Here is a 12,801-nt window from a genome sequence, read left to right as displayed (position 1 = left end):
AAAGGCCGCCGCCTCCTGCTCAAGGAGGCGGCGGCCTTTTTCCTGTCGCGGTCAGCGCCGACGGGGCTGGCGCTTGCGCTGTTCTGCGTCGCTGGGAATCGGCACCGGCTGCAGCGGTGGCGGAATCAGACCCAAGGCGACGCCGAGGTCATGGAGCCAGTTGGTCATTGGTTTATTCATCATTGCCCCCTTTACGGGTCAGCCTCACGGCGAAGCGGTTCTGCGGTGCGTCAAACAGATCATAGTCGGATGTTCTGATTGTCGCCTGCGTCTAATCCTACACATAGGGCCGATTCTGCCGCAGATCAAGCGCGAAAGGCGCCAGCCGACGGTCGGTTAACTGTTTCACCTTGTTGCCGATGGCGATACCTACACCGCTCCGGGGGTGATTTGCGGCTTGGCCGACACCTTGTCGAAGGTGGCGGCGTCCAAGGCATCGCTCTCCTGATCGAGGCGCAGGCGCGGGCTGTCGGCGCCCGGAATGGCACTGTCGATCAGGCTGAGCAGGCGCGAGCCACGTTCGGTCAGCACGAAATTCTCGCCATTACCGCCCTCCTCTTCAGGGCGCGGGGCGATGAAGCCACGGTCGAGCAACAGCTTTTCGTATTCGCAAGCGCGGGTCTTGAGCCGGTCCACATCGCCCACTGGCTCACCGGCACTGGCCAGCGCTGCCGCGTGCTGTTCGGCGTAGGGGCGCGGAGTGAAATGTTCACCTGCGCCGTTCTGCACTTCGTGCAGCAGGCGTTCGATCAGATCCCAGTCGTAGGTGCTCGTGCTCATGGCGGTGGCCTCGTTCAATGGGCGAAGGGCTGTACAGAGGGTGGGACCGGCGGCGTGTCGCTGGCGTTCAAAACGTCTGCTGGTCAATGACCTTGTGCGTTCAGGCGGGGCACCGCTCGGTCGATAGCGGTAGGAGGCAAAGCGCTTGTCAGTCCGATGCCTTGAGCACTGATGCCTTGAGCACGGGGAGTGCAAAGGCGACAATTCCTACGCCAAAAAAAGGAAAAGACAAAAAGGAACTCGAGTTTGAACAAGAAACAGCGTGACGAAATAAGCAAATTCCTTAGCTATGTGCTGCGCCATGCACCTCACGCCATCGGCCTGACGTTGGACCGCGATGGCTGGGCCGAAGTCGATACCCTGCTGCAAAACGCCGCCCAACATGGGCGCAACTTCGACCTCGCTGCGCTGCGCGAGGTGGTCGATACCAACGACAAGAAGCGCTTCACCCTTTCGCAGGACGCCCGCTACATCCGCGCCGCCCAAGGCCACAGCACCGATCAGGTGGATGTTCAGCATGTCGAGAAAACGCCTCCGGCCCTGCTCTATCACGGCACCGCGAGCCGCTTCATGGCCTCCATCGAACGCCAGGGGCTGCTAGCCGGCACACGTCACCATGTGCACCTCAGCGAAGATCCGCAGATTGCCCTGGGCGTGGGCAAACGCTACGGGGAGCCCGTGTTGCTGGAAATCGATGCGGCGAAGATGCGCGACGCTGGCGCGAAGTTCTATCAAGCGGACAATGGTGTGTGGCTGGTGGATCACGTACCGGTGGGCTTCTGGAGTCGGTCACAGCGGGCGTGCTGACTGGCTGCCCTGCAATCACGCCCCAAGCTTGAAACACACCCACACAGCGCGATCCTCGCCACCTTCGGCGCAGGTCGCAAAGACACAGCGCTGCTCAGGGCAGCCCCTCCATATCTCGAATCCCCGAGGCACACGCCCCCAGGCGATGGCCCTTTCACGAAGAATGGACAAGGCGTACGACTCGACCGTCAGATGAAGAAGTCGAGCCGGAAGTAGACCGGACGCTCTTTGTCGGGCACGGCGTCCGGGCGCTCCAGGCTATGGGCGAAAGTGACGCTGGCAGCCAGGTGCCGGCCCCGGGCGAACAACTCCAGCGAATGGCTACTGGCGCGGCCGTGACGGTCGCCGTTGTAGCGGTCGTTGCGGATCACGCCCAGGTCATAGCCCAGGCCCATCCCGTACTCGGCGATCACCGGCTGCAACACCGGCCAGGTCACCGGTCGGGTCCAGCGCAGGTCGTTGCGCCAGTAGGCGCCGCTGTCCCCGGACAGCGACTGATCCTTCAAGCCACGCACCGACGACAGCCCGCCGAGGCTGATGCGCTGCGGGCTGAACAGCACGTCCTCGCTGCGCTGGGCGGTGGCCAGGCTGGAGAAGGACAGGTGCTCGCCAAGCACCTGGAAGCCCTGCACGTAGCTCAGCGTGGCGGTGTACTTGCGGTAGCGCGCCACTGGCTCGCCGGGCTGGGGATGGCCGTTGCTCTGGGCGTCGAAGGCGCCGATGCCCGACTGAGTGCCAAGGTCAAGGTTGACGAAGGCGGTGCCGATGCGCCGGCCGTGGTTGATGCCGAATTGCGCTTCGCTGAGGCGGTTGCTGCTGGCTTGCAGACGGCTGTCTTCGATGTAGTTGTTGGTGCGCAGGTGCGCCAGGCCGACGTTCACCGAGGTCTTGCTGGTGGCATCGCGGTGCAGCACACGGTCGGCGCGCAGTTGGTGGTTCTGGCTGTCGCCAGTCTGCTTGAACGTGAAGCCGTTGGCCTGGGCTTCGGAGCGATAACCGGACTCGCTGTAGCTGTAGCTGAAGTTCCACCAACCCCAGGGCAGGTTGTACGCCAGCGTGCCGTTCTTCGACCCTTGCGTGTGGTCGCTGACCACATCGTGACCACCGCGCAGGGTCAGTTGGTCGGCCAGGCCCAGGGGGCTGTCCCATTCGAAACCCAGGTTGACCTGCTGCTCGCCGGTGCTGCGCTGGCCTTCGTTGTTGCGCGACAGTGAGGCGCGCCAGGGCTTGTCGGGCTGGCCTTTGACCTGCACCACACTGGCGCCGACGGCGTCACCGGGCAGCAGCTCCATTTGCGCACGGGTCGAAGGCAGGCGATTGAGCTGATCGACCATTTGCTCGATCTCGCGCAGGTTGAGCACCTCGCCTTCACGGCCGGGGAAGGCCATGGCGATCTCACGCGGCGACAGACCGCTGGCCGGGTCAGCCCGCAGACCTTGCACACGCCCTTCGACCACCAGCACCTGCAGGTGACCGCTGGACAGGTCCTGCTGCGGCAGATAAGCGCGGCTGGTGACCAAGCCACGGTCCAGGTACAGGTCGGTGATGGCCTTGAGCAGGACATTGAGTTGACTGACGCCCAGGCACTGACCAATGAAGGGCTTGGTCAGACGCTCGCGGTCGGCGGCGCTGAGGCTGTCGGCCCCCTTGATTTCGAGGGTGCGGATGGTGAAGCAGCGGGTGTCTTCGGGCAGCGGCTGGGTGCTGGGCGTCGCCGTGTTACCAGGCAGGTCGCGCAGCTCATCGAGGCGCCGCTGCTGTTCTTGCAGTAGGCGGTCCTGACGATCGCGGATGAGGTCTTGCTCCAGCGGCGTGGCGGCCAGGGCGTCGGCGCTGGAGAAACCAACAGTCAGCAGCAGGAGCGCGTGAGCGGCGCGCGTGCGAAACCATGTCGCCATGTTCCAGTCCCTGGACGGTAAAAACGGGGGGCGAAGCATAACCCCATGGCTTTTTGACGTCAATTTGCCATCAGCCGTACTACCAAGCCCCCTGGGTCATTGACCTGAACCTTTGCCGCCGGGCGCTACTCCACCCTGTGACTGCACAAGGAGGAAACGACGATGAACGTTCTGTGCCGCATGACCCTGTTCGCCAGCCTGTCCTGCGCCCTGCCCGCCTGGGCCTGCACGCCCGACGAGGCAACGCAAAAACGAGAGGAACTGGCAGGGCTGGTGACGCACTTGACCGAGCAGAACCCGCAGAAGGCCAAGGAAATCAACGAAGAACTCCAGGGCATGGAGTTGGGCACGGCGAGCAAGGACCTGCCGGATAAATGCCAGCTGATCGACAAGCGGATTCAGGAGTTGAAGGAAGCGGAGCGCAAGGCAGGATAATCACTGGCCATGCCTGTGCAGGAGCGACCTCGCGCCGCTCCTGCACCGTTGTGCAATTACTCGGCCTTCGGCGCGCGCTTTTTCAGCGGTGCCAGGCCATCAGCGCTGGTCAGCGGGGCATTCGGACGCGGCTTGGCGCTCGGCTTGCGCTTGGCCACTGCCTTCTTGTCAGCGGCCTTCTTGTCGGTCTTTTTCTTCTTCACGCCCGCCGCCTTGCCCGACGCCTTGACCTTCTTCGGCCCGCTGTAGGTGCCCTTGACCTCCTTGATCACCCGGCGCTCGAACTGCTGCTTGAGGTAGCGTTCGATACTCGACATCAGGTTCCAGTCGTTGTGGGTGATCAGCGAGATCGCCAGACCTTCGCCACCGGCACGCCCGGTGCGGCCGACGCGGTGCACGTACTCGTCGCCGCTGCGCGGCATATCGAAGTTGATCACCAGGTCCAGGCCATCGATGTCCAGGCCGCGCGCGGCCACGTCGGTGGCCACCAGCACCTTGGAGCTGCCCTGCTTGAAGCGCTCGATGGCCAGCTTGCGGTCCTTCTGGTCCTTCTCGCCATGCAGCACGAAGGCCTTGACGTCCTTGGCCACCAGGTGACCGTAGATGCGGTCGGCCAGGGCCCGCGTGTTGGTGAAGATGATCGCCTTGTCGAAGGTCTCGTTGGCCAGCAGCCACTGCACGATCTGCTCTTTGTGCTGGTCGTGGTCGGCGGTGATGATCTGCTGGCGGGTGCCTTCGGCCAGTTGGGAGACGCTGTTGAGCATCAGGTGCTCAGGCTCCTTCAGCACCTTGCCGATGATGTCGCGCAGCGCCGCGCCGCCAGTGGTGGCGGAGAACAGCAGGGTCTGCTCGCGCTGCTCGCACTCTTTGCACAGGCGCTCCATGTCGTCGGCGAAGCCCATGTCGAGCATGCGGTCGGCTTCGTCGAGGATCAGCACCTGCACGTGGGACAGGTCGAGGTTGCCGGCGTTGAGGTGCTCGAGCAGGCGGCCCGGCGTGCCGATCAGCACGTCCGGCACCTTGCGCAGCATCGCCGCTTGTTCCTTGAAGTCTTCACCGCCAGTGATCAGGCCAGACTTGATGTAGGTGAACTGTGAGAACAGTTGCACCTGCTTGAGGGTCTGCTGGGCCAGCTCGCGGGTCGGCAGCAGGATCAAGGCACGGATTTCCACGCGCGGACCGCTGAGGTCGACCAGACGGTTGAGCAGCGGCAGCACGAAGGCGGCGGTCTTGCCGCTGCCAGTCTGCGCCGTCACGCGCAGGTCGCGCCCTTGCAGGGCCAGGGGGATGGCCGCCGCCTGCACCGGGGTCGGCTCGACAAATTTCAGCTCGGCCACGGCTTTGAGCAGGCGTTCGTGCAGGGCGAATTGGGAAAACACGGGTGTACCTCAGGTAGATGCGGACAATTCGGCTGCATAGGTTAACGTTTTCCGCTGCCGACGCCGAATTTCTTTTGGCACCCTGCCCCGCTTCCGCGCTCTAATGGCGCCTCGTCAGGCAATTGCAGACCGTTTTTCGCTATGGATATCCAACGACTCTGGGTCGACGCTCTGGACCTCTGGGGCACCCTCGACCAGCACCCTTTGTTGCACGCGGCCCTGGGCCTGGGCGTGCTGCTGCTGATCTCGCTGGTGCTGGGGCGCATCGCGCGCTTTCTGGTGCTGCACGCCAGCCGCCTGCTGGCGCGCCAACCGGCGCTGCGCTGGATCGAAGACCTGCGCCATAACAAGGTGCTGCAGCGCCTGGCACAAACCACCCCGTCGCTGGTGATGCAATTCGGTCTGCGTCTGGTGCCGGAACTGTCCGACACGGCGCAGCATTTCCTCGGCAACCTGGCCCTGGCCTTCACCCTGCTGTTCCTGAGCATGGCCCTGTCGTGCCTGCTCGACGCACTGCTGGACATCTACGCCCGCACCGAGCACGCCCGCACCCGCTCGATCAAGGGCTACGTGCAGTTGGCGAAGATGGTGCTGTGGGTGTTCAGCGCCATCGTCATCGTCGCCACCCTCATCGACCGCTCGCCGCTGCTGCTGCTCTCGGGCCTGGGTGCGATGTCGGCGGTGCTGCTGTTGGTGTACAAGGACACCCTGCTGTCGTTCGTGGCCAGCGTGCAGCTCACCAGCAACGACATGCTGCACGTCGGCGACTGGATCGAGATGCCCCAGGTGGGCGCTGATGGCGATGTGATCGATATCACCCTGCACACGGTGAAGGTGCAGAACTTCGACAAGACCATCGTCTCCATCCCCACCTGGCGCCTGATGAGCGAGTCGTTCCGCAACAACCGCCAGTCCAAATGGAAACCCTACTATCAAATCTGAAGCCCCCGTAGCTCCTAGCCTCCAGATTAGTACCCCTACCCAATCCAAACCTACTACGTCGATTCGACCCAGTTCGGCCCTGCCCGCCCCCCCCCGAAGACTAACCCCTCCTCCGGCTCGCAGAGCGCCCAAGTTCTTCACCCTCCCCGCGATCCTTCTCGGCCAGCTCCCACCCAGGTCATCCCTACCTCATAAGCGACCAGGCACACTGACCTCGCAACCTCGCCACGCCCTTCTCGTAACATCAGCGGCCATCAACCAGGCCACCAAGCTGGCCACCAAGAAGCGGTACCCACCACTGGACGAGACAAATAAGCCGACCTCATTATGGTGACGGGGGCTCAGGCGCCGGCCAGCAGATGACGACATCGCCCGCCCCAAGCTGATGCACTACACAAGTCCAATCAGTACAAGTCCAATCAGAGCCCAACCACTTACAAGCTCAATCAGTACCACTGGGGGGGGGGGCTTATCTACTAGCCACAAACAAGGAGAGACTAGAGCCGTGCAGCCATTGAAGGAACAAGAAAAGACGCAGCTCTGGCTCGACCAGTTCGATCAGTCTAACGACCGTCAGTTGGCGGAAATTCTGCTGGACTCAATCAACTACTGCCCTCTCAATGAATTCAAGAACAGCCTAACTAAGCTAATTAAAACTGAGCTCCCGCTCAAACAACCTTCAGCACTATTTATTGAACGCGAGCTTCAGAAAACAAAGGCAGCACTGCCTCCTCCAATTTACAAGGAAAAGCTAACCTTAAAGTCCGAGTCTAAGTCAATTCCCAAGAGGAGACACCTCAGAGCCCATGGTTCTGCGATGCAGGCTGTTCAATCTCTGACTTATACAACGCAGGATGTGGGCAGTGAAGGGTTCGTAGCTTTCATTGGCAATACGGTATGCCGTTCCAACCCGACCCGCTTTTTACTTCAACCCACAGCGGACAATGTAAGAATATCGAAGGTACGCAATTTCGTGATTCTGACTGATTTCATCGGTAGTGGGAAACGGGCTTTCGACATGCTTAACGCGATGTGGAACGTAGCCTCAATCAGAAGCTGGTATTCGTTTAAATTCGTGAAATTCTGGGTGCTCGCTTACAGCGGAACTGAGCAGGGCATCACCAGGGTTCAGAAGCACCGGTTCGCTCCGAAAGTCCGGGTTGTGACCGAGTGCCCTACGCTCTTCAATAGTTTCGATGAAGACCTGGATGAAATGGTTGAGCTCTGTGAAACCTACGGAGCTCATAGTTCTAACCCGCTGGGTTGGGAAAACACAGCAGCCCTGCTCGCTTTCGAGCATGGTGCGCCCAATAACATGCCCGCCATCTTCGTATCAGAAAAGAACACGGGCAATAAAAGGTGGGCGCCGCTATTTCCCAAACGCGTAACGGACAACCTTTGGCGATCGACGGAAGTCAACATTGGTAGCATCACCAAAAAGGCCTTGGAAGCTCTCAAGCTCAGCGACATATCCAGGTCACGCCGTTTCCAGAAAGCAAGCGATGCGACCAAATCGGCAATGATCGTGCTGCTCGCCTACTCCCAGGGGAAACGACGAGTTGCTGAGCTTCGACGCGTTCTGCCGCTATCACTCGACTCGCTCCTCAGCGCCAAATATCTTGCTCAGAAACGAGGTTGGCTAACTGACACAGGAGCGCTGACTGCAGCAGGGCAAAGGACTATCCGTACCCTGCGCCGCGAAGGGCGGAAAATTTTTATAGCCGACGATCCCTTCGCTTCGTATTATCCGCAGCAGCTGAGGGCTCCGCAGTAGCGGAATCTAGTATCCCGTGCGTTGTACGGGACGATAAGGGAGCAAATTATGCTTGCCGTTGGAACGATCTCACGCCTACCGGAGGTGGGAGCCTTCCTTTACTCGCTGGCGATGTCTGGCGATCTGAAGGCTCCCTCCGCCAGGGCGGAATCTAAAGGTAGATGAGTCGCTGGAGCCCTCAGCCCTACCTCAAAGAAGGCCGCCAGGAAGGTGTGCCTGAGAAGACTCTGCAGAATGCTGTCAAAACAGCGAAGCAGATGAAGCACGGCTGTCCGCCGATCTTCAGCCTGAATCACCTCTCTCATCTGACTGGCACCACGTACACGTTTTTGCATGAAACGGTCAGCCGGGATAATGAGGAAGAGGCGTACAAGGTCTTCAGACTCAGAAAGCCAAATGTGGGCCATAGCCCAGATCGGTTCAGATGGATATGCGCACCGACAGAAGATCTACTGAGGGTGCAACGGTGGATAAATGCCCACATTCTGTCCAAGTTCGAGCCCCACGAGGCCAGCTACGCCTATGACAATCGCCATGGCGTACTTGAGGCAGCAAAGCTGCATTGCGAGGCGCGCTGGCTGATCAAGCTCGACCTGACCAACTTTTTCGAATCGATCCTGGAGCCGCGCGTCTATGAGCTTTTCAGGTCATTCGGGTACCAGCCATTGGTGGCATTCGAGCTCGCCAGACTTTGCACTCGCGTGAGAACAAGCGGCAATCCTGATCAACGATACAAAAACAAGACGCCTCCCGAAGGACTTCCTTATACCGGCGACTCTCGCATTGGCCACCTACCCCAGGGTGCCGCCTCTTCCCCGAGAATCGCGAACCTGGTGATGCAGTCACTGGATGAGAATCTGCAGGCGTACGCGACGGAGAACGATCTGGACTACTCGCGGTACGCGGACGACCTAGTGTTTTCTTCAAAAGGAGCATTTGATCGGTCAAAGGCCACCCAGCACATCAAATCGATCAACAGCTGCCTGGTTGATGAAGGGTTCTGGCTCAACAAGGCCAAGACCAAGATCGTTACGCCAGGCACTCGCAAGATCGTGCTGGGCCTGTTGGTTGACGGGAAGAAGCCCCGGCTTCCGAAATCGTACAAGAAGTACGTCAGCGATCACATTTACTACCTGTCCCACCCTACGATTGATGCCAAGGCCCATGCGGAGAGTCGGGGTTTTCAGTCTGTCCAGGGGCTGATCAACCATGTCAGTGGAAAAATCGCCTACGGCTTCAGCATTGAGCCAGTTTGGGGTAAGGAGCAAGGCGACCGCCTCAGACGAGTTTGCAGGGAGCTTGACTTCGACCACGTGATCTTTCCCTAGCCATATCTCTTGGATGCATGACCTCAAGCACCAGTAGCATGACCTCAAGCACACGTTGCATGACCTCAAGCACTAGCTGCAAGCTTGTATCCGCCTGTAGGCTGAAAGGTATCTGTGACGAAGATTTGAGGCACTATGATTGAATCGGTTCCGGGGCCGCGTATTTTGCGGCCAAACGACGCCGTGTTGTTCCTGGACTTTGACGGCGTCCTGCATCCTGACGCGGCTTTTCGTACCAGACATGGAATCGAGTTGAGAGCACCAGGTGAGCTTATGATGCACGCGAAGACCCTGGAGAATATTTTGCTGGATTTCCCTGCGCTAAGGATTTGTCTCTCAACATCCTGGGTTCGCCTTCTCGGTTATGGACGAGCACGAACTGCATTGCCTACCTCATTGCAAGAGCGAACCGTATCGGCTACATGGCATTCAAGGATGCGAGGTATGACGGCAGACGGGTATGACATGTTTAATCGTTACGAGCAGATTTGCGGAGCAGTAACGCGTGGTCGTTTGAAGCGGTGGATCGCTTTGGATGACGATCCAGATTTGAGTTGGCCGATCCAGGATTCCCGCTTGGTTCGCTGCGACCGTCACGAGGGTCTGGGGCGTTTATCTACGCAAGATGAGTTGCGCTGGAAGCTGGCGAAACTGTTCGACTAGCAGCAAGGCGTCGTTTGCCCGACTGGCTGATGGTGATTCATGCTCCTCTCTCCGACACGGACGGTTGCGCACGCCCCATTCGCAGCCTTAAGCAATGATCCGCATCGACGTCACCTAGCTCGCCAGTGAGCCACTGGACATGCGTGCGGGTGCCGATGCGGTGCTTGCTAGGCGCCAGTCAGTGCGCAAACTGTCACCTCAGTAATGGTATTTCTGGCGCCTTCGGCGGAACGCCTCCTCAGACCCTTCCATGATCTCAAGCACCGCATGCGATGCGTCCTTTTTGTCGAGACCTCCCTGCGCAAGAACACATCCTTTCCCTTGGCGCGATTCAAGCGCAACCACGAGTTCAGCGTCAGCGTTAACAGGGAGATTTGCATTGTGGGTTGCGAGGATGACTTGGCGCGTTTGCTTAGCTTGGCGCAAAAGAGGGACAAGCTCCTTGTAAATAAAGCTCGCATCGACCTCATCTTCAGGCTGATCAATCACGATCGGGCCATCCCCCTTCACCAACAACATGTGAAGAATAGCGGTGTTTCGCTGGCCCTCCGAAAGCTGTCCGCCTTCCAGGTTACCGACCAAGGTCTGGTCAGCACGGTAAAGCTCGATGTCGACGACATCGGGAATGCGGCTCAAACGAAAATCCCGCCAAGTATCGGTTTGCTTGAAGAGGTAGTCCCCAATTTCACCTTGGAATTGACGCAAGACCTCTGGCCCCTTCTCTGGCTGAGCCAATACAAACTCGATGTGCTCCCAAGGCGAAGGATGCCTCTCTGCAGCTTCGGAAAAGCTGTTCAGCAACGCTTGGCCTATCGGCCACCATTCTCGACCTATACGAGTGCGTCTATCAGGCTCAATGGTCATCCAAAGCTGCTCGAAATGCTCTCGATAAGCCATAGGCCTTATCGAAACCCTTATGGCCCCACCGGTCTTTTGAGTAAGCTCAGAAGCCGCTGCCGTGCGACACGCCGCCTGTTCTGCCCACAAGGAGAACAACCGGGCCAATGACTGCTCCAGAGAAGCCTCTGCACCATCCAAGGCATTGCATTCGCGGTTCTTTTCATCCAACGCTGACTGCTTGGCCTGCTTGCTACGGTCAAGCTCTTGAAGGCGGCTAACATCCTGCGGCTGGATTCCCTTTTCATCACACGCCTTTACGAATGCCGTGCGCGCGGCATCGAGCGTCTGGATCACCTCATGCCGCTCAACATTTTGAACAAACAGCGTCTCTGTCTCTGCGAGCATCTCATTCAGCACCGTCGAAAGCTTCTCCTTGAAACGCTGCCGTAGCGCGTCCGCCTCTCTCGCATGCCCTGTAATCCATTCGGCATGGGGCCAGACATCGGCGACGACGGTTGAGTTACCTTCCACGGCGTTCAAGGCTTCAACAGACGATTTAAGGATCCCGATATCGCCATCCACCCGATCACGTTTCTCCTGGAGGAAGCGCTTTGCTCGCTGAGCGTGCTGATAGGCGGCAGCCTCCTCCTGGACGTCCTTACGCGCCTGCCATTGACGCTCAAGCTCACCCAACTCCTGAGTCAGGGAGACGATCTGATCGGTGATCGCCTTGACTTGATCCCGAGCCGCGAAGAGCCGCTTGATCTCCGCGATCAAGATACGCTCTTCACCGGCTAGCTTATTCAAATCATCGATGCAGGCTTCATCAAGCATTCGCAGCAACTGTGGCTGACCGTCCGGCGCCGTGAGGTCACTCAACTGCTGCTGGCTGTAGAACTGTACTGGGATCTGGCGCAGGTAGGTCGCAAGATCATGGGCTTGGCCTTGGATCAGAGACACACCCTTCCCGGGCGAGTACGACAAAACATCCACTTGCCCTGGAACGCCCTCCCACTCGACTTGAATTTCCGCGTTTTCAAGTAGTGTCTGCCGGGCGCGACTGGCTTTCGCCAGCGTCTTCTCCGAAAGAGATTCGCTCTGCGCGCGCGCAAACATCATCCGGAGCAGTTCAAGGATGGTGGACTTACCTGAACCCCTCGCTCCGATCACAGTATTCAGATTGGGAGAGAAACAGATCCTCTGGTCTTCCAGGTATCGGGTATTGGAGATGCTTATAGAGCCAATTCTTGGATGTCGCTCAAAATCACTTGGCCTCGCGTCGTCAAGACATATCCTGGAAAGGGGATCAAAAAATGCCTGCTTCAGCGCCTCGATAGACGGTTTCGAACATTTCAGCCAGGTGTGGCGATAGCCAAGTGAATTGGCTTTCGGCTCCCCTTGCTCATCCATCTTGAGAGACTTGGCATCCGAGGATCGTACGTAAGCTGGCTGCTGACCTGGTCGCGACCAATGGGGGTTTTTACCGCCCAAGATACCTGAGGTCTTTGCATTAAGAGGATACTGGGTGACCTCAACGGCCAAGAGGTCGGGGTGCTGGTAATCGAGCCTGTTGGCTGCGTCGGCAAACAAACCGTCGTTTTGATCAGCATGCGCAGGAATCACCAATCCGCCATACTCTTTCTGAACAATGTCGATCAGCTCAGCAAGGCTGACAGTCCCACCCCGATGCCGGAGAGGCAAAGGCTCCCCTCGATCAAACCGCTCGTGCGACGGCAGCCCGAGCTTGGTCAGCACACCGTTAGCCCTTACCAAATCCTCGACGCTGCTGGTGGTCTCGAACAGGCAAAGAACGTGGTACGCGATCCATAAACCCCACCTGCCCAACAGTGGGGTAACGAGTTACCGTGGCATCTCTGGCGAGCAGTTCCACGGTAGCAGCGCTTCGTAGTCTGCTACCGACGAGGCGTGCGGTAGCCGCTCTAGTACGTGGCGCA

At 59.1% G+C, this 12,801-nt stretch carries 11 protein-coding genes and 1 pseudogene; 6 read left to right on the top strand and 6 right to left on the bottom strand.

Translation table 11 applies throughout. The annotated features are described in order from the left end of the window. Positions 1-51: 51 nt before the first annotated feature. Both Q7C30_RS13670 and Q7C30_RS13665 read right to left on the bottom strand, forming a co-directional pair. Positions 52-180, bottom strand: coding sequence for a PA1414 family protein (locus Q7C30_RS13670; RefSeq protein WP_295484792.1), 129 nt, complete (start codon positions 178-180; stop codon positions 52-54). 189 nt (positions 181-369) lie between these two features. Next, positions 370-780: a hypothetical protein gene (locus Q7C30_RS13665; RefSeq protein WP_029615210.1), complete on the bottom strand. Its 411-nt coding sequence runs from the start codon at positions 778-780 to the stop codon at positions 370-372. Positions 781-1,026: 246 nt separating this feature from the next. Here Q7C30_RS13665 and Q7C30_RS13660 point away from each other — a divergent pair, with 246 nt between their 5' ends. After that, positions 1,027-1,587, top strand: coding sequence for an RNA 2'-phosphotransferase (locus Q7C30_RS13660; RefSeq protein WP_317871806.1), 561 nt, complete (start codon positions 1,027-1,029; stop codon positions 1,585-1,587). Positions 1,588-1,775: 188 nt separating this feature from the next. On the opposite strand, the gene Q7C30_RS13655 is transcribed toward Q7C30_RS13660, so the two are convergent. After that, on the bottom strand, positions 1,776-3,485 hold the full coding sequence (locus tag Q7C30_RS13655) for a ShlB/FhaC/HecB family hemolysin secretion/activation protein (protein ID WP_317871805.1): 1,710 nt from the start codon (positions 3,483-3,485) through the stop codon (positions 1,776-1,778). 162 nt (positions 3,486-3,647) lie between these two features. On the opposite strand from Q7C30_RS13655, the gene Q7C30_RS13650 reads away from it, so the two are divergent. Then, positions 3,648-3,920 carry a hypothetical protein gene (locus Q7C30_RS13650; protein WP_317871804.1) on the top strand — a complete coding sequence of 91 codons (273 nt, stop codon included), beginning with the start codon at positions 3,648-3,650 and terminating at the stop codon, positions 3,918-3,920. 56 nt (positions 3,921-3,976) lie between these two features. Here Q7C30_RS13650 and Q7C30_RS13645 read toward each other — a convergent pair whose 3' ends face one another. Further along, a complete protein-coding gene (locus Q7C30_RS13645) occupies positions 3,977-5,299 on the bottom strand; it encodes a DEAD/DEAH box helicase (protein WP_317871803.1) in 1,323 nt (440 codons plus the stop codon). Positions 5,300-5,440: 141 nt separating this feature from the next. Here Q7C30_RS13645 and Q7C30_RS13640 point away from each other — a divergent pair. The 4 genes and pseudogenes from Q7C30_RS13640 to Q7C30_RS13625 all read left to right on the top strand — a co-directional run. Then, a pseudogene (locus Q7C30_RS13640) lies at positions 5,441-6,202 on the top strand (mechanosensitive ion channel family protein); the annotation flags it as partial. A 544-nt stretch (positions 6,203-6,746) separates the two neighbouring features. Further along, positions 6,747-8,015, top strand: a complete 1,269-nt coding sequence (locus Q7C30_RS13635; RefSeq protein WP_317871801.1) for a hypothetical protein — start codon at positions 6,747-6,749, stop codon at positions 8,013-8,015. 161 nt (positions 8,016-8,176) lie between these two features. Next, entirely contained in the window at positions 8,177-9,343 is a 1,167-nt protein-coding gene (locus Q7C30_RS13630; protein ID WP_317871800.1) for a reverse transcriptase family protein, read from the top strand. A 135-nt stretch (positions 9,344-9,478) separates the two neighbouring features. Beyond that, positions 9,479-10,006, top strand: coding sequence for an HAD domain-containing protein (locus Q7C30_RS13625; RefSeq protein WP_317871799.1), 528 nt, complete (start codon positions 9,479-9,481; stop codon positions 10,004-10,006). A 198-nt stretch (positions 10,007-10,204) separates the two neighbouring features. On the opposite strand, the gene Q7C30_RS13620 is transcribed toward Q7C30_RS13625, so the two are convergent. Next, positions 10,205-12,619 (bottom strand): TrlF family AAA-like ATPase, encoded by a 2,415-nt coding sequence (locus Q7C30_RS13620; RefSeq protein ID WP_348532643.1) that lies wholly within the window; start codon positions 12,617-12,619, stop codon positions 10,205-10,207. Between the two features lie 87 nt (positions 12,620-12,706). After that, on the bottom strand, positions 12,707-12,801 hold a 95-nt coding region (locus Q7C30_RS13615), incomplete at its 5' end, for a transposase domain-containing protein (protein WP_317871890.1).

The sequence above is a fragment of the Pseudomonas sp. RAC1 genome (assembly GCF_030658255.1).
Taxonomy (GTDB): Bacteria; Pseudomonadota; Gammaproteobacteria; order Pseudomonadales; family Pseudomonadaceae; genus Aquipseudomonas; species Aquipseudomonas boreofloridensis.
The sequence above is the reverse complement of the archived record's forward strand: the minus strand, read 5'-3'. Positions and strand labels throughout refer to the sequence as shown.

Bases quoted from the DNA above. Each gene is read 5' to 3' on its own strand.
- Q7C30_RS13670 (WP_295484792.1), bottom strand. From the start codon at position 180: ATGAATAAACCAATGACCAACTGGCTCCATGACCTCGGCGTCGCCTTG.
- Q7C30_RS13665 (WP_029615210.1), bottom strand. From the start codon at position 780: ATGAGCACGAGCACCTACGACTGGGATCTGATCGAACGCCTGCTGCAC.
- Q7C30_RS13655 (WP_317871805.1), bottom strand. From the start codon at position 3,485: ATGGCGACATGGTTTCGCACGCGCGCCGCTCACGCGCTCCTGCTGCTG.
- Q7C30_RS13650 (WP_317871804.1), top strand. From the start codon at position 3,648: ATGAACGTTCTGTGCCGCATGACCCTGTTCGCCAGCCTGTCCTGCGCC.
- Q7C30_RS13630 (WP_317871800.1), top strand. From the start codon at position 8,177: ATGAGTCGCTGGAGCCCTCAGCCCTACCTCAAAGAAGGCCGCCAGGAA.
- Q7C30_RS13625 (WP_317871799.1), top strand. From the start codon at position 9,479: ATGATTGAATCGGTTCCGGGGCCGCGTATTTTGCGGCCAAACGACGCC.